Consider the following 20,839-nt stretch of genomic DNA (forward strand, 5'->3'; position numbering starts at 1 on the left):
CTTTTAAGCAACGCTCCTTAACTATAAAATTATTTACTACTTTCCTCTGCTTTTACTCCAGTAATTTTACTATCAATAATATAACTTGAAGACTAACTCTCAAACTTTTTATGACTTCTACCAAATAAATATATAAATACAAAAATATAAGAACTTTTATTTTGTACAAAGATAAATCACCTAGATTACATTGCCATTTTTTAAATGTTATGTTACAATTTCTGGTAAGTAAATACAAGATACATATTTGCCGCCGGGTAAATATGTTAAGCGTCAGCTATCCTATCCTTAGGCCTTTGGAGATAGGATATTCTGGCGCTTTATTTTTGGGGAGGTCTATATGGAAAATAAATCTCAACTTAAGGAATTAAGCCGCTACTGTACATTAAATGTTTTAGGTATGATTGGATTATCATGCTATATACTAGCAGATACCTTTTTTGTTTCAAAAGGATTAGGCAGAAATGGTTTAACAGCACTTAACTTGGCTATACCTGTATATAGCTTTATTCACGGAAGCGGTTTAATGTTAGGAATAGGTGGTGCCACAAAATATTCAATTTTTAAAAGTAATAAAGAAAGAAAAAATGCAAATACCATATTCACAAACACTTTCTATTTAGCCACTGTTATATCTATTGTATTTGTACTAGTTGGTATTTTTCTTTCTAAATCTTTAACTACTGTTTTAGGATCAGATTCTGATGTTTTTAAAATGACAAATATATATTTAAAATGCATCCTTATATTTGCTCCTGCTTTCATTATAAATGATGTACTAATTTGCTTCATAAGAAATGATAACAATCCAAATTTATCAATGTATGCAATGCTAGGTGGAAGCTTATCTAATATAATTTTAGATTATATATTTATATTTCCATTACAACTTGGAATATTTGGAGCTGTATTTGCAACAGGACTAGCTCCTATAATTAGTATACTTATACTATCCCTACACCGTATAAAGAAAAAAAATCAATTTCATTTTATAAAAATAAAACCTAGCATTAAGATGTCACTCAATACTTTATCATTAGGTTTTCCATCGTTAGTTACAGAGGTCTCTTCTGGAATTGTAATCATTGTTTTTAATATGATCATACTTAATCTCATAGGTAACGCAGGTGTTGCTGCATATGGAATAGTTGCAAATTTATCTCTTGTAGTTATAGCAGTATATACTGGTATTGCCCAAGGAATTCAACCACTTATAAGCAAATTTTATGGACATAATGATATAAAAAATATTAAATTAATATTTAAATATGCAATGATAACTATGTCTATTATTTCATGCATAATCTATCTAATTATATTTTTCTTAGCAGACCCAATTGCTAAAATATTTAATAGTGAAAATAACCTTGTACTACAGAGTATTGCAACAAATGGCTTAAAAATTTATTTTATAGCTATAATATTTGTAGGATTTAATATTATTCTACCTATGTTTTTTACTTCTATGGAAAAAGCCTTTTTAGCTCAAATTATTTCTTTATTAAGGGGATTAATTGTTATAATTCCTATGGCTTTTCTACTATCTGCATTAGCAGACATAACTGGTGTGTGGCTAGCCTTTCCTATTACTGAAAGCTTAGTTTCAATATTAGGTGTAATACTTTATTTAAAATCAAGAATGTAAATTAGTTAATAAAACGTACCACATATTATAAAATGGTACCTGTAAGCAGTACACTTTGAAAAAAAGCGCCTCGTTTATAGGTGCCTTTTTATTTATAATATTAATATCTTGGAGGAATACGAAATGAGCAAAATAACATTTGATGAAGAAGCTAGAATCAAACTATTAGAAGAGCAGGTAGAAATTCTAAAAAATTAGACGTGACAGAAAGGAGACTGGTAAACAACAGAATAAAATTAAATAGCAACGAAACTTTTAAATTAATAAATTAGACTATATCTAGCAATGGTTTTAAAAATATGGTCTCCTATTTTTTCAACCTTCTAAATATTTCACGTTCGGGATATTATAATTATTTAAATACTTTGGATAAGAAAGAAGATAGAGAACTTAAATATCTAGAAGCTAAAAATAATATACTTAAAGCTTCAAAATACAAAGATTATAAGAAAGGATTTCGTTCAATAAAGATTCTTTTAGAAGGTGAGTTTTCTATTATTTATAGTAGAAAGAAAATTCAACGTATAATTAGAAAATATGATATTAAATATCCGATAAGAAAAGCTAATCCGTATCGCCGAATGCCAAAAGCAACAAATGAACATAGGGTTATTCCAAACTTATTAGAACGTAACTTCAAACAAGGTATACCTGGTAAAGTATTATTAACTGATATTACATACATACCATATGGAGATAATCATATGGCTTATTTGTCTACCATCAAAGATAGTAGTAGCAACGAAATACTTGCTTATCACGTCTCAAATTCAATAACTCTTGATATCGCAACAACTACAATAGATAAATTAATATCAAAACATAAAAACAATTTACATAAGAATGCATTTATTCATTCAGATCAAGGTGTACATTACACAAGTCCTAAATTCCATAGACTATTGAAGAAAAATAAATTAAGACAATCTATGTCCCGTCTTAGAAACTGTTGGGATAATGCTCCACAAGAATCATTTTGGGGACATATGAAAGATAAAATTGATTTTAGCAGTTATAAAATGCTTGAGGATGTAATTTATTCTATAGATAACTATATTTAATATTACAATAACTATAGATATCAATGTAGCTAAAAAAAGATGCCCCATAAACAATTTAGAAATCATCTTTTATTAGCTTCTTAACTTTTTTATTGTGACCTTGACTTAGGGTCCACTTTATTCTTTAATAATGTGGTACTTTCTTTTTATATTATTTAATCCTAAAATACATCTCTGGTGTGTTTTCATCTATAACTCTAAATTGATACCCTTCATTTTTATAATAATCTATTATATCTGGAAGAGCCTTGTAAGTATTTTTATTCATATCTGTGCAATGCATTAGTAATATTATAGGATGTAAATTTTCACTTCCCTTAATAGCCTTCTTATACAAAACATTAGGATCAAGTTTTTGATTCATTCCATCTGTATTATCTAAGTTCCAATCATAAACTTTAAAGTTATTATCATGCAACTTGGATAAAAACTGTTTACTTAAGTGTTTGTAGCTTCCTCCTGGAAATCTAATTATATTAGGAGAAATCCCAACTACTCTATTTATCTCATTCCTACATTCAACCATCTCTTTTATAAATGTATCCTCATTACGATAAACATACTTAAATTTATGATTATATGTATGCAAACCTATACCATGCCCCTCATTATAAATTCTTTTTACTACATCTTCTTTATCTTTTATTTGATTTCCAATAAGAAAAAATGTTGCTTTTACATCCTTTTCTTTTAATACCTCTAACACCCCATCTGTTACCTTAGAACTTGGTCCATCATCAAAGGTTAGATATATAATTTTTTTATTAGCATAGTCTTCATTATAAGTCTGATCCTCTATATTAAAAACTTTAACACTAGGAACACTTGCACCAAACATAAAGGTTAAAATAAGCATACCTAAAGAAAATAATAAAGATCTCCTTACTCTGTATTTCACTTTTTTTCCTCCTTATTACTTATAGATTAAAACCCATTACAATTTATCTTGTACCATTTCATATATTTAATTCATTTTTTATTTAATAAATAAAAAGATGGGGTGGATATTTATTTTGCTTGTCCCGTTACTACGGTCCAAGTCACATTGAAACAAATATCCACCCCACTCGTACTAAAGGTAAGAAAATTAAAAAATTAATACCATATCATTCCACTTAGCTCCTCCATGTGAGGAAGCTGAAACACCTTTATGCTCAAATCCAAACTTTTTATAATAATGCACTAAGTAATCTTTACAAGTAAGTACAATTCCCTTCTTCCCACGTGCCTTTGAAATTTGTATAAAGTAATTTAGTAAATTTTCTGCAATGCCGTTTCTGCGATACTTAGGTAATACATCTAATCCAAATACGGTTTGATATGCGCCATTGGGATTATGAAGGGAAGTATCATGATACAATTCGTCAGGTAACTCTGGTGAATTTGTAGTACATCCATTAATAAAGCCTACTACTTCACCATCTTCAATAGCTACAAAAAAATTTTCTTTGAATGCAAAAAATCTTTTTCTAATATCCTCTTCCTTTGCTGATTCTGATTCTGGAAAGCACTCTTCTTCAATAGCTATTATTTCATTTAAATCTTCGTTAATTGCCTCTCTAACTTCCATATAAATTCTCCTTTTCATCCTATCTAAAAAACTCTAAGTTTTTTATTATAAACACTATTAAATACTTAGCCTGTAATATTGTCAACTTAATTCTTATATAAAAAAATGAGCTAGTCAATAGATTGTATCCACTAACTAACTCTAAACAAATATCTTAAACGGATGTCTGTAGCTCACAAATGTCCTTATTAATTTTTTTCATCTCTAATAATACAAGAGTATCTAAAATACTATTTAATTTTAAAATTTCTTCTGTCCCTCCATATTTGATGTATAGGTCCCCAACAATTATACCTAATTCTTCTCGGATCTCCTCCATCTAAATCTTCATCCTCCTTTAGTTTATCAGTATTAATTATATTTATATAGAATATTTAGTCAACTTTTGCTTATATTTGTAATTTATACATTTTTACTATGTAAGCGTTATTGTTTATTTTATTAATAGTTACAACAATACCCATTTAACATTCTGTAACTTTTTTATATAAATATTTATAAAATCGATATTTTTTCATTCTTATAATTTTGTTTTTGTAATTAAATTGTAACAATAATTACATATATATAACTTTCAACAAGATAAGATTAATTATCACACAATAATAGTTTTTTTATCCTTTTATAAAAAAATAGAAAACTAGGATACTTATTTTATCCTAGTCTTCAACATAATTTAATAATTTCTTTCATTAAATACTTACAATAATAACAAAATAAAAAAACCGTAAGCATTTCGCTTACGATCTTTGTGGCAGGGGTAGTAGGATTTGAACCCACAACCAATGGTTTTGGAGACCACTACTCTACCGTTGAGCCATACCCCTTTGAGACAAGTTTGATTATATAATAATATTATTTAAAAATCAACTTTTTTGTTCAAAAAATATTTCTTTCTGAATTATTAAATGATTATATAACCTTTCATAACTTTTACATCTTGAACTTATAAAAATAAAGCATGAATAAAATCTATTCATGCCCATCATTATTCTCTTTAACCGAAAAATAATTATAAAATACATTATAATTATCCAATAATACTTTTCTAGCTGAATTAGCTCCACTATATCCATTCAATTCAATAATATTAAAATTTATATCTTCAGTAACTGTTTCCTTATCTTTTAAAACTATTACCTTAGCTGGATCTATCCTATTTTCCTTAATAACATCGTCTATAGTTTTACCATTAAGTTTTATTGGAGATATACCTATATTTCTATAGAAATAATCTAGCTTATCATCTAAAGCAATATAACTATATTCCTTTACAACTGACTTTTTATCATCATATGTTTTTAATACTTCATCTATACTCTTAATAACCTTATTGTAATTCTCTTCATAAAGCTCCCTATTTTTCGGATCTTTCTCCTGAATAGCAACTTTTATATTATATAATGCTATCTTATACTCATCATATCCAACCATATAATACGGATTTTCCTTACCCGAGTTTTCTCCTGTAAGATTAATTGTTCTAATACCTCTAGAAGAATTAATAATTCCTAAGTTGCCCTTATTAAGACTTGAAATCAACTCATCATGCCAAGGTTCCATTATATTTCCATTATAAAAGAACAAATCCATATTTGAAATATTACTTATGGTTTCATCTGTATATTTAAAATCCTTAGATGCTTGTTCATCATTAAACATATATTCAACATTATGCTTATTTCCAACAATATCTTTTACCATTTCATATTGTATCTTATTACAAGTGATAATATTTAAATAAACATCTCTGCTTGTATCTTCTCTATCAACAGTATTTGCTATTAGTGGATTAGAAGAAACTCCTATCCCCAAAAATAATAGAAATGTTATTAATAACATTCCAAAGGTAACTCTCTTCAATAATATCACCCCCTGGCCTTTACCAGTTAATTCCCTATTACATATTATATCAACATATGAAATTTAAATGTATACAAAATTATTACAAATTTTCTGTTCATATAAAAAAAATTTTACACTTTCCTCAAAAAATTTTCAACCTTTAATATGTGGTAAGGGCATAAACACTTTTCTTTTATCTGCTTTTTGGATAGAATAATAAGATAGAATAGTTTTTGAAAGGGATTTTATATATGATTTTTGAAATAAAAAGTATAGATGAAACTACCAAAATTGGTTTCAACTTAGGTAAACTTTTAAATCCTGGTGATATTGTTTGCTTAACTGGTGACCTTGGTACAGGTAAAACTCACATAACAAAAGGGATAGCTAAAGGTCTTGATATAAACGAAAATATAACTAGTCCAACATTTACTATTGTAAATGAATATGAAAGTGGTCGTTTAAAATTAAATCATTTTGACGTTTATAGAGTTAGCGATCCTGATGAAATTTATGCAATAGGATTTGATGATTATATTTTCTCAGATGCTGTTTCTATTATAGAATGGGCTAACTACATAGAGGAAATATTACCAAGAGAATACATACATATTCACATTTCAAAGGACTTATCTAAAGGAGATGATTTTAGAAATATTAAAATCACCCCTTATGGAGATAGATATGATTACGTAAAGGAGGTAAAAATATGATAGTTTTAAGTATAGACTCTTCATCTAAGGTAGCTACTGTTGCACTACTTAATGATGATACTTTATTAGGTGAATATGTTATTAATGATAAGAGGGAACATTCTGTGTTATTAATGCCTATGATTGAAAATCTTTTAAAGGATTGTGAATTAACAATAAATGATATTGATGGATTTGTTGTTTCTAAAGGGCCTGGTTCATTTACAGGTTTAAGAATAGGTATGGCTACAGTTAAGGGATTAAGTTTTGGAGCAAACAAGCCTTATATAAGTCTTTCTTCTCTTGATGGGTTAGCTTATAACCTTTCTTACTTTAGTGGAATAATTTGTCCAATTATGGATGCATTAAGGGAAAATGTTTATACTGCTCTTTATAAAAATGAAGATGGCGAATTTAAAAATATAATGGAGCCAACCCCTATGGAACTTCCTTATCTATTAGAAATTCTAAAAGAAAAAAATGAAGAAGTAATATTTACTGGTGACGGATTACTTAAGCATAAGGAATATATTAAGGCAAACTTCCCTAATGCAAAATTTGCACCTAACCATGTAAGCTTAACTAGAGCTTCATCTATAGGTGAGTTAGGTCTTAATCTTTTAAAACAAGGATTTAAAGATGATCCAAACTCTGCTCCTGCTTATTTAAAGAAACCTCAAGCTGAAAGAGAATTAGAAAAGAGGATGAGAATGAGTGAGTAATATATCTATTACTTTAATGGAAGAGTGTGATTTAGAAGCTGTTTTAGAAGTTAGCTCTTTATCTTTAAAGGAATCTTGGAGTAAAGAATCTTTTAAAAAGGAACTTTTTAATCCTTTAGCTAAATACCTTGTTGCCAAAGAAAATAATAAGGTTATTGGTTTTGCTGGTGTTTGGACAATTGTTGACGAAGGACATATTACCAATATTGCTGTACACCCAAAATTTAGAAAAAGAGGAATTGGTAACATACTTCTCTCTTCTTTAATAGAACACTGTAAAAATTGGGGTTGTAACTCTCTTACTTTAGAAGTTAGAGCTTCAAACACCCCTGCACAAAATCTTTATAAAAAATATAATTTCAAAGAAGAAGGTATACGTAAGAAATATTATAAAGACAATAATGAAGATGCTATTATAATGTGGTATAGATAACTTTTTGGAATAATAGAGATAATTATGATAATAAAAATAATAAGGATTAAGATGAACTCACTTAAAGGGAGTTTTTAGGATAATAGGGATAATTATAATACTGAAGATAATACAGATATTGTAGAAATTCTAGCACTAGCAGAATATCCTTATCTTTATTATCTTCATAACCAAAAAGAGAAATGGCCCAGCCATTTCTCCTAATCATTCCACTAAATATTTTTCTAGTTCTTCTCTTAAAATACTTACATCTTTAAGATGAATTCCTTTTATTCCAACTTGTTCTCCAGCAATAACATTTTCATTTACATCATCAATAAATATGCATTCTTCAGGATTTAAGTTATATCTATCTAATAATCTTCTATATATCTCTAAATTTGGTTTAATTATTTTCTCTCTATAAGATACTACTCCACCATCAAATAATCTAAAAAACTTATATTCTTCAGCTACAATTTGAAATGCTTTATCATGAAAATTAGATAGAAAGAACAAATTATATCCTTTTTCTTTTAACTCACTAATTATTTCTACTGTTGACTCTATTGGCTCTAACAAGGAATACCAATTGTCAAAAACATTTCTAACGTCCTTTTCTAACTCAGGATTATTTCTACAAATTTGTTCAATAGCAGTCTCCTCTGTTATTGTCCCTTCATCTAGCATAATCCACTCTACACCTCCAAATATGATATCACGTAGCTTGTCTATCTTGTCATCATCTTCAATTTTACTTTTCAAATACGCTAAATTATCATATTTAAGAACTACATTACCCAAATCAAAAATTATGTTTTTAACCATTTCCCATCCCCCTCTATTTGTATTATAACTTTAATTACTATACAATCCTAGTTTTTAATATTAAATATCAAACCCCATACTTGAGTTTTTCATTATTTACTCATATAATTACATTAGCTAAATATTAGGAGATAATATAATGTTAAATAAATTTTATATAGACTTTTTAGAGAAACATACACAATTTTATAGTAAGTTAACCAAAGAAGATAAAGAACTCTTTAACTCTAAAGCTATTCTTGCAAGATATTCCAAAGATAATTCTCTTTATTTTTCTGATAGAGATTGTAATGGCTTTATAACTGTAGTTAGTGGAACTCTTAGAGCCTTTTTAACCTCTGATGAAGGTAAAGAAATAACCTTATATAAGCTTCAAAAAAGCGATTCTTGTATATTATCAGCTTCTTGCATTTTTAAAAATATACATTTTAATATAAACATAGATACTCTAGAAGATACTGAAGCCATAGTATTACCTAGTCATTACTTAGAGATGATTTCAAAAAATAATATGTCCCTTAATAAATATATCCTAGACTTAACCCAATCAAGATTTTCTGAAGTTATGTGGATTATGCAGGATATTGTATTTTCTAGTTTTGATAAAAGGCTAATAAAATACCTTGAAGGTTTTAGTGAAAAAACTATAAAAATTACCCATGAAAGTATAGCTAATGATTTAGGAACAGCAAGAGAAGTTGTTTCCAGAATGCTTAAATACTTTGAAAAAGAAGGAATGGTTAAGCTTTCTCGTGGATCAATTACTATAATAGATTTAAATAAAGAGAAATAGGAAGTTATAAAGATAACCTCCTATTTTCATATGAAATCATTAACTAAAATTATATTCAGTAACTATCTTTTCTCTACCAGTTGTCTTATCATTAAAGTAATCATAGAAACTTAATGCTAAAAAGCTTCCTGCTACATTATATATCTCTTTATAACCTAAGCTTTGAAGCAATAGGGCTACATTATAACTTCTTTGACCTGTCCTACAGTGAAGATAAACTGGTCTATCCTTTGGTATTTCATCTAATCTATCTCTTATTTCACTAAATGGAATGTTTTTAACACCTTTTATATGGCCTCTTTCATACTCTCCCTTTTCTCTGACATCGATAATAAACTCTTCATTCTTTAATAAATCTCTTATTTGGGTAATTTGAACTTGTTTAAACTCTTCATCTAATAAGTTTGATCCAACATATCCAGCATAATTTACTACATCCTTAGCTGTTCCCAAAGGTGGTGCATAGCATAAATTTAAGTTCTTAAGTTCTTTTACAGTTCCACCAAAAGCAATTGTGGTTGCTATAATATCAACTCTCTTTACTACATCTCCTTTTCCTATAGCTTGTGCACCTAAAACTCTTCCTGTAGGTTTTTCAAATAATAATTTAAAATGTACTGGAGAATTATCTGGCATAATTCCAACCTTATCATTAGCTATTATTCTTACAACCTCATAATTAATATTCATATCTAAGGCTTTAATTAATCCTTCACTTAACCCTGTAGATGCTCCATTATAATCAAACACCTTTATTGCAGATGAACCTATAAATCCATTATTATTTGTTTCTCTTCCATTAATATGGTCTGCTACAATTCTAGCTTCAACCAACGCTGGTCCTGCTAAAGATATTTTGCTCATCTTCTCTGTTAATGGATTAAATACTTCTATAGCATCTCCTACTGCATAAATATCTTCATCATTAGTTCTATAATCTTCATCAACTTTAATAGCTCCTGTTTCACCAAGTAATAATCCAGCATTAGTTGATAATTCAACATCTGGAGCCACTCCAATAGCCATAACAACAGCTTCTGTATCAATAGCTTTTCCAGACTCTAATATTACCTTATTATTATCAAAGCTACTTACCTTATCTCCTAAGAGTAAATCTACTCCTTTGTCCATCATTTCTTTATGGAATATTTGAACCATATCATAATCAAAAGGTTTTAAAATTTGAGGTAATGCTTCAATTAATGTAACATTAAAACCATCTTCATTAAGATTTTCTGCCACCTCTACTCCTATGAAGCCTCCCCCTATTACAGCAATATTTTTAAGATTATTTTCTTTTATATATCTATTTAAATATTCTATGTCTACAACATTTCTTATAGTAAATATCTTAACCTTATCTATTCCCTCTATTTTAGGTACAATTGGTTTAGCACCTGGAGATAAAATTAGCTTGTCATAACTTTCAGTATATCCCTCTCCTGTTAATACATTTCTAACTAATACCTCTTTCTTTTCTCTATCTATATCTATAACTTCATTGTTAACCCTTGCCTCTATCTTATATTGCTTTTTAAATTTTTCAGGGCTCATCATCACTAACTTTTCACTACTATCTACTTTACCACTTAAATAGTATGGTAAAGAACAATTTGAAAATGATACATGAGGCCCTCTTTCAAACATTATAATATCGTCTTCTTCACCTAATCTTCTTAATCTTGCAGCTGCTGATGCTCCCCCAGCTACTCCTCCAACAATTAATATCTTCTTTTTCATCTTAATATTCCCCCTATTTTATTTTTGTTCCTACATATAATCCTATACCGCCAGAAACATTTATAATTTTGTATCCTTGCTTACTTAAAATATTTGAAGTTCTACTACTTCTCATTCCTGATTGACACATAATATAATACTCTTTTTCTTTATTTAAATACTTTTCAGGATTTTTTAATAAATTATTCATTGGTATATTTTTTGAACCCTTTAAGCTTCTTGTTTTAACCTCATAAGGTTCTCTAATATCAATTAAATTTATTTTTCCTAATATATTATCTAAATCATTAACATTAACACTTTTAAAATCTTTTTTTCCAAATAACGAAAACATACTTTTATTTCTCCTTTTAAATTTATCTTATACTCCTGTTATATTCCAAACTGGACTTTTTTTATGTGACTTTATCACAGAAGATATTTTTTCTTTTAAGTATTATAAAAAAAATTAATATTGAGGGGAGAATTTTATGTTAAAAAAGAAAGCAGTTGTAGACAAAAGTTATTGTGTAGCTTGTGGTCAGTGTGAAAAACATTGTCCATTAAATGCTATTTCAATCTTTAAGGGACTTTATGCAGAAGTTAATTTATCAAAATGTATTGGATGTGGTAAATGCGAAAGAATATGTCCCGCTTCAATAATTGAAATAACTAACTTGGAGGTAAATTAATGAAAAAGCAGAAAAAATACTGGTATGACTATATGTGGATACTTTCATCTATATATTTAATTCTTGGAATATTTAACATTCTATTTGCTTGGCTTGGATTATTATGTTTCCTTATACCTATAATTATGTCTCTATCTGGTGGAGGAAAGACCTATTGTAATAAATACTGTGGAAGAGGACAACTTTTAAATTTACTTGGAGCAAAGTTTAAACTATCTAGAAATAAACCTATTCCAAAATTTCTAAAAGCCAAATGGTTTAGATATGGATTTTTAATATTCTTCTTAACAATGTTTATTAACATGCTATTTAACACTTATTTAGTATTCCAGGGCACTTCCTCTTTGAAAGAAGCTATAACAATTTTATGGACATTTAAACTTCCTTGGAACTGGGGAAATGTTTCCTTCATATCTCCTTGGGTTGCTCAATTTGCTTTTGGATTCTATAGTGTTATGGCAACTTCAACTATATTAGGTTTGATAACTATGGTCTTATTTAAACCTAGATCATGGTGTGTATATTGTCCTATGGGAACTATGACTCAAGGAATTTGTTTACTAAAAAACAGAAAAGTGTTGCATTTATCTATTTAATCATTTCTTAAATGAATTTTAGATTCCATTTATTATAGAAATAATGATAATATACAAAAAATCGTAAAGAAATAGGCTTTTAATACCAAAAGAATATTATATAAATTAAATCTTGTAAATTAAAAAAGTAACTTCGCTTTTAGGAGAAAGCAGAAGTTACTTTTTCACAGTCTTTGATATAATTAAATTAATTGATATTTGACCCGAGCATATTAGGAGGATAAATTTTAATACTATTTTATTAAAATTTATAAATAATTCTATCTTCAGTTATTATTCCTGAAACATCATCTAATTTAGCAAATTTATAGAATTCATCATAGTTATACTTCTCTTCTTCCATAACTAAATAGCTCTTATTAGAATTATCTATTATTGTTTTCTTTGTAGCTCCGTCCTCCATATTTAATGTACTCACCCAACCTGTTTCTTCATTTATTCCACAAACTCCTACAAAGGACTTATCAAAGGTAAACTGACTAATATATTGGTTAGTAAATGCGCCAATCATTGCCCCAACCTTTTTACTAAATTCTCCACCTACTATAATTAAAGTAATATTATCTTTGCTATCATTTAATACGGTTGCTACCTGTGGCATATTAGATACTACAATTACTTTTTTAGAACCACTCCCAATTATTTTCGCAAGCTCTAGATTTATTGAAGAAACATCTAAAAATACAATGTCCCCGTCTTCTATCTCATTAAAGGCTCTTTTAGCTATCTCTTGCTTTTTACCACTATTTATTTCTTTTCTCTCATTTATATGTTTAATGTCATTATGGCTTCTATTTGTTATAGCTCCTCCGTGAACCCTTTTTACTTTTCCACGCTTTTCTAGCTCTCTTAAATCTTTACGGATACAATCTTCTGTCACTTTAAAAATTGAAGATAGATCTTTAACAGACATCCTTCCTTTATCTTCAACCATTTTGATAATTTTATCATAACGTTCTTCTAAAAACATCTAATCATCCCCTTGAATGTATTAACTTAATTATATCACACTTTATTAACTTTTATTATTTTTTATTGTTTATTATTACTTGTTATTGTTTTTTATCGTTTTTAAGTATATAATTTGATTATAATATAGCGTAATAGGACATTTAGATTCCTAGCGTAATATATTAAAAGAGAGAGCTAATTGAAGCTCTCTTTTTATCATCGCCATTTTCCTATAAAATCTTTTGCCAATATCCAACGTTTAACCACTTATTATTTTTAAATCCTATTTCCTTAAACTCTGCTATCTTTTTAAACCCAAACTTTTCATGAAGCGATATACTTTCTGCATTGGGAATTGTTATTCCTGAAACAATAGTATGTACACCATAGTCTTTAGAAATCTCTAATAAGTTGGCAAACAGTTCCTTTCCTATACCATGACCCTTTTCATTCCTATCTAAATAAATAGACACTTCATTTGAATATCTATAAGCAGATCTACTATGCCATCCACTTAAGTATGCATATCCAACAACTTGTCCATTCATTTCATAAACAATCCAAGGATGCTTAGCCGTCTTTTCAATTATTCTTTCTTCCATATCATCCACCGTTAACTGTTTTTCTTCAAAGGTTATATTAGTATTTAATATATAGTAATTATATATATCAACTATCGCCTTTGCATCACTTAACTTCACTTCCCTAATCATAAATAACCCCCTCTTTCTTTTTTTAATTATAACAAAAAATGGCTAGGATTTTTATCCTAGCCATTTTTATTCTATAAAGCTTCTAATGCAATAGCATTTAATAAGCTCCATGGTTTGTTAAAGTGTGGTTGGAAGAAGAAATCAGTCATTGCTAATTCTTCAACTGTCATTTTATTTTGAATTACTACTGATAAAGTATTCATCATTTGTGTTAGATCAATCTTTGATATAATTTGACCTCCCAATACTTCCCTTGTATCTTTATTATATACAAGCTTAACCATTGCTTCTTCAAAAGTAGGCATAAACTCTGGTCTGTAATTATCTCTAATTGAAACAGAAGCAATATTAAAATTAGTTGTAGCCTTAGCTACTTCTTCTGTCATTCCAGTAGATGCAATACATTGGTCATATATTTTTATACCTGAAGTTCCTTGAGTCCCCATATACTTAAGTGTAGGATTTTCAATATTTCTCGCTACTAAAGTCCCCATTCTAACTGCATTTGTAGCTAGAGGAATATATCTTTCTTCATTAGCAGGATTATATTTAACAACACAGCAATCACCAGCTGCAAAAACATCTTCCCTACTTGTTCTCATATATTCATCAATTATTATTGCACCATTCTTTAATGTATCTAACTTACCTTGAACGATCTTAGTTGCTGGAGCAAATCCAATACAAAGTACAACTAAATCTCCTTCATAACTTCCCTTATCAGTTACAACTTTTTGAACTTTACCATTCTCTCCTTCAAATCTTGCAACCTTTTCTCCAAGAACTAATTTAACTCCTTTAGACCTAAATTCATTTTCAGCTATATCTGTGAATTCCTTATCTAAGTATTTTGCCATTATTCTTTCTTCAGCATCAATTAAAGTAACCTTCTTTCCCTTTAATTCAAAAGCCTCAGCAAGTTCAACACCTATGTATCCAGCACCAATAACAACTACATTTTTAGCATGTTCTGTCTTTTTAACAATAATCTCTGCATGGTCATGATTCTTACATAAAACTATATTTTCTAAATCTCCACCTTCAAACTTAGGTACTATCGGCCATGATCCTATAGTTAAAACTAACTTATCATAGTAATCTTCAAATTCTTCTCCATTTAGTAAATTCTTAACCTTTAACTTTTTATTATCAAAATCTATATCTAATACATCATGTTTCATTTTAGTTACTACACCAGACTTAGCTAATTTTTCTGGAGAGTTATAAAATAATTTCTTTGGTTCAGCTATTACTCCACCAACTTGTAAAGCTATTCCACAAGAAAGAAAAGAAATATTATCATTTCTTTCATATATAGTAACATCACATTCTGGATGCATTTCCTTTAAATTAACTACTGTTGCTGTTCCAGCATGAGTACAACCTACAACTACAACTTTCATTGCTTTCCTCCTCGGATAATTTATTTCTATTAATAATAATTCTCCTTAATTTTATATCTTAAATAACTTTTTGTAAATGTTAATTTTTTGTCATTATCCCTGTTACATATCTATTATCTCACTATAAAGCAGCTATTATTCCTAATTTCTTTCATTTGCATACTCTTAGAGCAAATATCTATGTAATCTTCCAAATTGTTGACATCTCTAAAGAAAGTACTCTCCTTAGGAAATATATATCTAACGCTTATATACTTTAATAATTCTTTAACTGAATAATTTTTATTTTCAATTAAAGATCTTATTATATTATTTATTTTTTTATCATACACTCCACAAAGAGGCTGGGATGAACCATTAGTAAAAGTTATTAAAGCATCTTCATCAAATTCATATATACCCAGTTTTTTTATATATTCTTCCCTTACTAATGGCATGTCACTTGAAAGCATTAACACTTTGCTGTTTCTGCTTTCATTTAAAGATTTATACATTCCTGAAATGGGACCTATATCTTGAATATCATCTTCAACTATTTTTGATATACCACTATAATTACTAAATATTTTTTTATTGCTACACGAAATTATAATTTCATCAAAGTTTGATATCTTCTCTATAATAATGTCTAAAAAATTTTTCTCTCCTATCCTCAAAAAGGCTTTATTTTTATATCCTTTACTACTTTTTCCCCCACATAGAATAATTGCAGTCTTTTTTATCAACATGTTTACCATCCTTTATTAATTTAATTTGATTTATCATACTTTCTAAGTTTTTATCTATAGTTTTTTTTAGGGCATTTAAACATCCGCTAAGCCCCAAAATATATCTCTTTGAATCAAAAGCTATAAATATATTGTCTGTTTTACTTAAATCTTTTTTCCAAAAGACTTGATGGAAATTTTTATTAATTACTTCTTTTCTTACTTTAGCTAAATTAGATGTATAAATAATAGTTGCATTAAAGTTATTATATAAATTATCTTCCTTAATAACTTCTCCTCCAAAATCTATTACTTTTTCTGTTATATATCTTCCTACTTCTTCTCCCCCATCTTTAATAATTATTGCCACAGGTACTCTATTTAAATCATTTTGATATTTGCTCATATTACAATTCCCCCAAATTACTTCTCTGATATATTTCTATTCATAAAAAAAGAGAAATTGCTATTAACAACTTCCCTTTTAACACAATATTATTTACTTTTAATTGTAAGCTCAACTTTTAATAAGTAAATTCAAGATTCTCTTTTATATTAAAAAAGTCTGCATAATCAATATCAAATAAAGGTTTCTTAACTCTAGATACATCTATTTTCTCTTTAATAAGTTGGGTTAAAACACCAGAATAAGATAAATCACCTTGAATGATAGCACCATAAATCTTTCCTTCTTTGTGAATTATCTTCTTATAATCTTCGCCTTCAACATCAATAACTTCTTCATAGCTATCATCAGGCTTAATTACTGTCCCTAAAGACATTGTAGCTAAATTACATATATTCATAGTATTCTTGCTTCCAAAAAAGTCTGTCATAAATAATTCCCTTCCAAGCATATTACTAGCAGCAATTATTCCTTCCTTAACAGCAGTTGGCCATATAGGATTGCGCCCAGTAACGTCACCTGCACCATAAACATCTTTAGTATCTGTTTCACCTTTTTCATTTATAACTAACCCAAACTTATCACAGTCTATCCCTGCATCCTTTATAAAACCTACATTTGATCTAACACCTGTTGCTACAATTACTAAATCACAAGGGACTTTATCTCCTGTATTTAACTCGAGTTCCTTTGGATTATTATCTTTATCAACTATAAGTTTCTCAGCTTTTACACCAAATCTTAAGTCTACTCCTCTTTCTTCTAACCTTTTGTTATAAGCATCTGCTGCATAATGATCTAATTGAAGGGGAAGAATTCTATCTCCCATTTCTACCAAATGAATTTTTACATCATACTTTAGTAAACCTGCTATTGCATCTATTCCTACTAATCCTCCACCTAAAACTATAACATCCTTAATATTGGGTAATAAATCTTTTATCAAAATAGCATCTTCTAAATTTCTAAGCCCTACAACATTTTTAGCCTCTCTTAGATTTTCAATAGGAGGAATAAAAGATGATGAACCTGTTGCAAGACATACCTTATCATACTCAACCTCTTCACCATTGTCTAAACTAAGCTTATGCTCCTTTGGATCTATTTTGGTTACTTCTCTACCTTTAATCCACTTAACACCATAAACTTTAAAGAAGTCATAAGGAGCAAAATTCAAATCGTCAATACTTCTAACATCTTCAATATAATGATGCAATATACATCTAGAAACCACATATTCATCCTTAGAGATCAAGGTAATTTCAACATCTTTATTTAATTCTCGTAAAGTCTTTGCACAGCTAATTCCAGCTGCTGAAGCACCAACTACTACACACCTCATATTTCTTGTACCTCCTCTAAAGTAATAGCATTTGTAGGACACCTTGCGACACATTGAGGATATTTTTCTTCTGTATTCCTACACATATCACACTTCATAATAATGTGATTTGTTCTAGCATCAGTTTTTAGAACTCCATAAGGACATGCCATTATGCACATAAAACAATGTGCACATCTTGATTCATCATATAAAACATATCCTGTTTCATTATCCCTGCTCATAGCACCAGACATACAGGTATAAACACATTCTGGTCTATCACAATGTCTACAAAAAATAGGCGAATATCTTCCATCACTATTAATAGCTATTCTATTTCTTGTATCATGTCCTCCATGGGAAACAATACAGGCTGTAGTACATGTTAAACATCCAATACATTTCTTCCTATCTATTTTAATCCTTTTCATTTACTATCCCCTCCTATATTGCCTTATTAATATTTACATGAATAAATTTATATGAAGGCTCCTTTGAATAAGGATCATAAACTGATGGAGTAATCTTATTACATTCAATGTAATGCATTGGCGCATATATATGATTTTTCTTAACTGTCCTAGAAAGCTTCGCTATAAATGTAGCACTTTCTCCATTTTGTGAATTTACAATAACCTTATCATTCTCTTTAATTCCATACTCTTCTGCTAATTCTGGATGAATATTTATATAAGCTTCTCCTGGAACTATTGCAGTTACAAACTCAATCTCATTAGTTCTTGTTTGCGTATGCCATTGACCAACGGTTCCTCTTCCAGTATTAAAATAGTATGGATAATCTTCACTTGGCTTTGGATTTTCTTCTGCTACCTCTTCATATATAAACTTAGCTTTCCCACTAGGAGTAAAGAACTTATTATCTTCATATAGTCTTCTTTGATTACTCTTTAATTCATCACCCTTTTTAAATGGCCATTGAATTCCATCACCGTCTTTTAACATATCATACTCAATTCCTGTGAAGTCACAAGGCATTCCCTTGGTACATTCCCTTATTGTATTAAAGGCATCTTCAGGTGTTTTCCACTTATCTAAATATTTTCCCATACCTAGAGCCTTACCTACTCCTAAGAAGATATCATAATCAGTATATTCATTCTCTTCCTTTCTTAAAGCTGGAACCACCCTTGATAAACGTCTTTCACTGTTTATTAAAACACCTTCTTTCTTAAGTCCAGATTGAGACGGTAATAATAAATGGCACATCTTAACACTTTCAGTATTATCATAAATATCTTGAACAACAAAGAACTCTAAATGTTCAGTGGCTTCTCTAAACTTTCTACTATTAGTCCATGAAACTATTGGATTAGTAGCAACAATCCATAATCCCTTTATTTCGCCAGTAATACATCTTTCTATTATTTGATCATATGGAATTGTTGGTTTTGTTGGAAGCATTTCTTCAGGCATATCTAAAGCTTTAGATATTGCATTTCTTCTATTCTCATTATCATAATCGCCACCACCATAAAAACCTGTGGTATTACTAAACAATCTTGATCCCATAGCATTACATTGACCAGTTATAGAGTTAGCCCCTGTTCCTGGCCTTCCAATATTTCCAGTCATAATTGCAAGATTAATTATTGCTTGCGCTGTTCTAACTGCTTGATAAGACTGATTTACCCCCATAGTCCACCAGAAAGACACTCTCTTTCCTTTATGAATTGTTTCTGCTAATTTCTCAACTCTTCCCTTTGATATTCCTGTTTTTTCTTCTACTTCATCTAAAGTATACTTTTTAACATGCTCCTTGAAGCCTTCGAAATCTTCTGTATACTTTTCTATATAATCTTTATCTATCCAATCTTTTTCTATAAGATAATTAGCTAATGTATAAAGTAATCTTAAATCTGCTTTTGGCTTAATATCTATCCATTCATCTGCTCTAATTGCAGTTTCTGATTGTCTTGGATCTATTACAATTATCTTTGGATTATTCTTGTTATTTCTAACTCTAGTCCAAAGAATAGGATGAGCTACAACTGGATTTGCTCCAATGAATATTAAAGTATCTGACAATTCTAAATCATCAAAAGTATATGGTGGTGCGTCAAAACCATAACTTTGCTTATGTGCAACTACTGAAGTAGCCATACATAGTCGTGTATTACCATCACCATTCATTCCAAGATAGTTTCTACCTATATGACCTAACAAAGCCATTTCTTCTGTTGTAAGTTGACCTGTACTTATAAATGCTACACTTTCTCTTCCGTACTTATCTTGAAGCTCTTTTATTTTAGAAGCCATTACCTTAAATGCTTCATCCCAAGATATTTGTTCCATATCTCCATCTTTACCTCTTATTAAAGGATAAACAGGATTAGGAAATTTAGTATTTTGTTTATCTAAGTTTAATCCCTTAATACAGCAGAAACCATTATTTACTGGATATCCTTGTGTTGGTACTACAGAAACTATTTCATTATCTTCTACATTGAAGTCAATGTTACAAGCTATTGAACAATAATTACAAGTTGATTGAACTTTCTTCATATCCACTATACAACTCCATTTCATTAAATTTCTTAATTTAGTCTTTGTAGTAATTTAAGCATTTATACCAATCATTATAAAACATCAATTAAGATGGAGTTCATATAAATTGGCTACAGTGATAATTCTATGAAATACGATATAACTTAGCTCTTCATAAATACAAGTATTTTATAAACTTTATAATTATTAATGAATCACTATTCTTTTGAATATAATATTATTAAAGAAAAAATA

At 28.8% G+C, this 20,839-nt stretch carries 23 protein-coding genes and 1 tRNA gene; 8 read left to right on the plus strand and 16 right to left on the minus strand.

Annotated elements, in window-relative coordinates:
• Positions 1 to 340: 340 nt before the first annotated feature.
• Entirely contained in the window at positions 341 to 1,645 is a 1,305-nt protein-coding gene (locus tag G594_RS0101780) for an MATE family efflux transporter (protein WP_027096985.1), read from the plus strand.
• Between the two features lie 365 nt (positions 1,646 to 2,010).
• Positions 2,011 to 2,706 carry an IS3 family transposase gene (locus G594_RS18180; protein ID WP_242829688.1) on the plus strand — a complete coding sequence of 232 codons (696 nt, stop codon included), beginning with the start codon at positions 2,011 to 2,013 and terminating at the stop codon, positions 2,704 to 2,706.
• Between the two features lie 151 nt (positions 2,707 to 2,857).
• On the opposite strand, the gene G594_RS0101790 is transcribed toward G594_RS18180, so the two are convergent.
• From G594_RS0101790 to G594_RS18185, 5 genes are all read right to left on the minus strand, one after another.
• The gene (locus G594_RS0101790; protein WP_027096986.1) at positions 2,858 to 3,604 is read right to left on the minus strand and encodes a polysaccharide deacetylase family protein; all 747 of its coding nucleotides are present in this window, start codon (positions 3,602 to 3,604) and stop codon (positions 2,858 to 2,860) included.
• A 189-nt stretch (positions 3,605 to 3,793) separates the two neighbouring features.
• Positions 3,794 to 4,276, minus strand: coding sequence for a GNAT family N-acetyltransferase (locus G594_RS0101795; RefSeq protein ID WP_027096987.1), 483 nt, complete (start codon positions 4,274 to 4,276; stop codon positions 3,794 to 3,796).
• Positions 4,277 to 4,430: 154 nt separating this feature from the next.
• Positions 4,431 to 4,595 carry a hypothetical protein gene (locus G594_RS20030; RefSeq protein WP_155849275.1) on the minus strand — a complete coding sequence of 55 codons (165 nt, stop codon included), beginning with the start codon at positions 4,593 to 4,595 and terminating at the stop codon, positions 4,431 to 4,433.
• A gap of 433 nt (positions 4,596 to 5,028) precedes the next feature.
• Positions 5,029 to 5,103: transfer RNA gene (locus G594_RS0101805), tRNA-Trp, on the minus strand.
• Positions 5,104 to 5,248: 145 nt separating this feature from the next.
• Complete coding sequence (locus G594_RS18185) at positions 5,249 to 6,139, minus strand: metal ABC transporter substrate-binding protein (protein WP_051195881.1); 891 nt, start codon at positions 6,137 to 6,139, stop codon at positions 5,249 to 5,251.
• A 233-nt stretch (positions 6,140 to 6,372) separates the two neighbouring features.
• On the opposite strand from G594_RS18185, the gene tsaE reads away from it, so the two are divergent.
• Genes tsaE through rimI form a run of 3 tightly spaced genes read left to right on the plus strand, consistent with a single transcriptional unit; the run spans position 6,373 to position 7,968 of the window.
• Positions 6,373 to 6,834 (plus strand): tRNA (adenosine(37)-N6)-threonylcarbamoyltransferase complex ATPase subunit type 1 TsaE, encoded by a 462-nt coding sequence (gene tsaE, locus G594_RS0101815; RefSeq protein ID WP_027096988.1) that lies wholly within the window; start codon positions 6,373 to 6,375, stop codon positions 6,832 to 6,834.
• Positions 6,831 to 7,535 carry a tRNA (adenosine(37)-N6)-threonylcarbamoyltransferase complex dimerization subunit type 1 TsaB gene (gene tsaB / locus G594_RS0101820; RefSeq protein ID WP_027096989.1) on the plus strand — a complete coding sequence of 235 codons (705 nt, stop codon included), beginning with the start codon at positions 6,831 to 6,833 and terminating at the stop codon, positions 7,533 to 7,535. The genes tsaE and tsaB overlap by 4 nt, the downstream gene beginning before the upstream one ends.
• The gene (gene rimI / locus G594_RS0101825) at positions 7,528 to 7,968 is read left to right on the plus strand and encodes a ribosomal protein S18-alanine N-acetyltransferase (protein ID WP_027096990.1); all 441 of its coding nucleotides are present in this window, start codon (positions 7,528 to 7,530) and stop codon (positions 7,966 to 7,968) included. Before tsaB ends, rimI begins: the two co-directional genes overlap by 8 nt.
• A 204-nt stretch (positions 7,969 to 8,172) precedes the next feature.
• Here the strand turns inward: rimI and G594_RS0101830 are convergent, their stop codons facing one another.
• Positions 8,173 to 8,775, minus strand: a complete 603-nt coding sequence (locus G594_RS0101830) for an HAD family hydrolase (RefSeq protein ID WP_027096991.1) — start codon at positions 8,773 to 8,775, stop codon at positions 8,173 to 8,175.
• Positions 8,776 to 8,914: 139 nt separating this feature from the next.
• Here G594_RS0101830 and G594_RS0101835 point away from each other — a divergent pair, with 139 nt between their 5' ends.
• Complete coding sequence (locus G594_RS0101835; RefSeq protein ID WP_027096992.1) at positions 8,915 to 9,568, plus strand: Crp/Fnr family transcriptional regulator; 654 nt, start codon at positions 8,915 to 8,917, stop codon at positions 9,566 to 9,568.
• A 39-nt stretch (positions 9,569 to 9,607) separates the two neighbouring features.
• On the opposite strand, the gene G594_RS0101840 is transcribed toward G594_RS0101835, so the two are convergent.
• A complete protein-coding gene (locus tag G594_RS0101840) occupies positions 9,608 to 11,308 on the minus strand; it encodes an FAD-dependent oxidoreductase (protein WP_027096993.1) in 1,701 nt (566 codons plus the stop codon).
• Positions 11,309 to 11,321: 13 nt separating this feature from the next.
• Positions 11,322 to 11,642, minus strand: coding sequence for a rhodanese-like domain-containing protein (locus tag G594_RS0101845; RefSeq protein ID WP_027096994.1), 321 nt, complete (start codon positions 11,640 to 11,642; stop codon positions 11,322 to 11,324).
• Positions 11,643 to 11,778: 136 nt separating this feature from the next.
• Between G594_RS0101845 and G594_RS0101850 the strand changes: the two genes are divergently transcribed.
• Together G594_RS0101850 and G594_RS0101855 are read left to right on the plus strand one after the other, a co-directional pair.
• A complete protein-coding gene (locus G594_RS0101850) occupies positions 11,779 to 11,979 on the plus strand; it encodes a 4Fe-4S binding protein (protein ID WP_027096995.1) in 201 nt (66 codons plus the stop codon).
• The gene (locus tag G594_RS0101855; RefSeq protein ID WP_027096996.1) at positions 11,979 to 12,575 is read left to right on the plus strand and encodes a 4Fe-4S binding protein; all 597 of its coding nucleotides are present in this window, start codon (positions 11,979 to 11,981) and stop codon (positions 12,573 to 12,575) included. The genes G594_RS0101850 and G594_RS0101855 overlap by 1 nt, the downstream gene beginning before the upstream one ends.
• Before the next feature lie 241 nt (positions 12,576 to 12,816).
• On the opposite strand, the gene G594_RS0101860 is transcribed toward G594_RS0101855, so the two are convergent.
• The 8 genes from G594_RS0101860 to G594_RS0101895 form a co-directional block, all read right to left on the minus strand.
• The gene (locus G594_RS0101860; protein ID WP_027096997.1) at positions 12,817 to 13,545 is read right to left on the minus strand and encodes a DeoR/GlpR family DNA-binding transcription regulator; all 729 of its coding nucleotides are present in this window, start codon (positions 13,543 to 13,545) and stop codon (positions 12,817 to 12,819) included.
• Positions 13,546 to 13,756: 211 nt separating this feature from the next.
• Entirely contained in the window at positions 13,757 to 14,239 is a 483-nt protein-coding gene (locus G594_RS0101865; protein WP_027096998.1) for a GNAT family N-acetyltransferase, read from the minus strand.
• Positions 14,240 to 14,310: 71 nt separating this feature from the next.
• On the minus strand, positions 14,311 to 15,642 hold the full coding sequence (locus G594_RS0101870) for an FAD-dependent oxidoreductase (protein ID WP_027096999.1): 1,332 nt from the start codon (positions 15,640 to 15,642) through the stop codon (positions 14,311 to 14,313).
• Between the two features lie 113 nt (positions 15,643 to 15,755).
• Complete coding sequence (gene mobA, locus G594_RS0101875; protein ID WP_027097000.1) at positions 15,756 to 16,370, minus strand: molybdenum cofactor guanylyltransferase; 615 nt, start codon at positions 16,368 to 16,370, stop codon at positions 15,756 to 15,758.
• The gene (locus G594_RS0101880) at positions 16,324 to 16,755 is read right to left on the minus strand and encodes a hypothetical protein (RefSeq protein ID WP_027097001.1); all 432 of its coding nucleotides are present in this window, start codon (positions 16,753 to 16,755) and stop codon (positions 16,324 to 16,326) included. Before G594_RS0101880 ends, mobA begins: the two co-directional genes overlap by 47 nt.
• A 118-nt stretch (positions 16,756 to 16,873) precedes the next feature.
• Entirely contained in the window at positions 16,874 to 18,097 is a 1,224-nt protein-coding gene (locus G594_RS0101885; RefSeq protein WP_027097002.1) for an NAD(P)/FAD-dependent oxidoreductase, read from the minus strand.
• Complete coding sequence (locus tag G594_RS0101890; protein WP_027097003.1) at positions 18,094 to 18,510, minus strand: 4Fe-4S dicluster domain-containing protein; 417 nt, start codon at positions 18,508 to 18,510, stop codon at positions 18,094 to 18,096. Before G594_RS0101890 ends, G594_RS0101885 begins: the two co-directional genes overlap by 4 nt.
• A gap of 13 nt (positions 18,511 to 18,523) precedes the next feature.
• On the minus strand, positions 18,524 to 20,602 hold the full coding sequence (locus G594_RS0101895) for a molybdopterin oxidoreductase family protein (RefSeq protein WP_027097004.1): 2,079 nt from the start codon (positions 20,600 to 20,602) through the stop codon (positions 18,524 to 18,526).
• Between the last annotated feature and the right edge of the window lie 237 nt (positions 20,603 to 20,839).

The sequence above is a fragment of the Clostridium paraputrificum AGR2156 genome (genome assembly GCF_000424025.1).
GTDB lineage: Bacteria > Bacillota > Clostridia > Clostridiales > Clostridiaceae > Clostridium > Clostridium paraputrificum.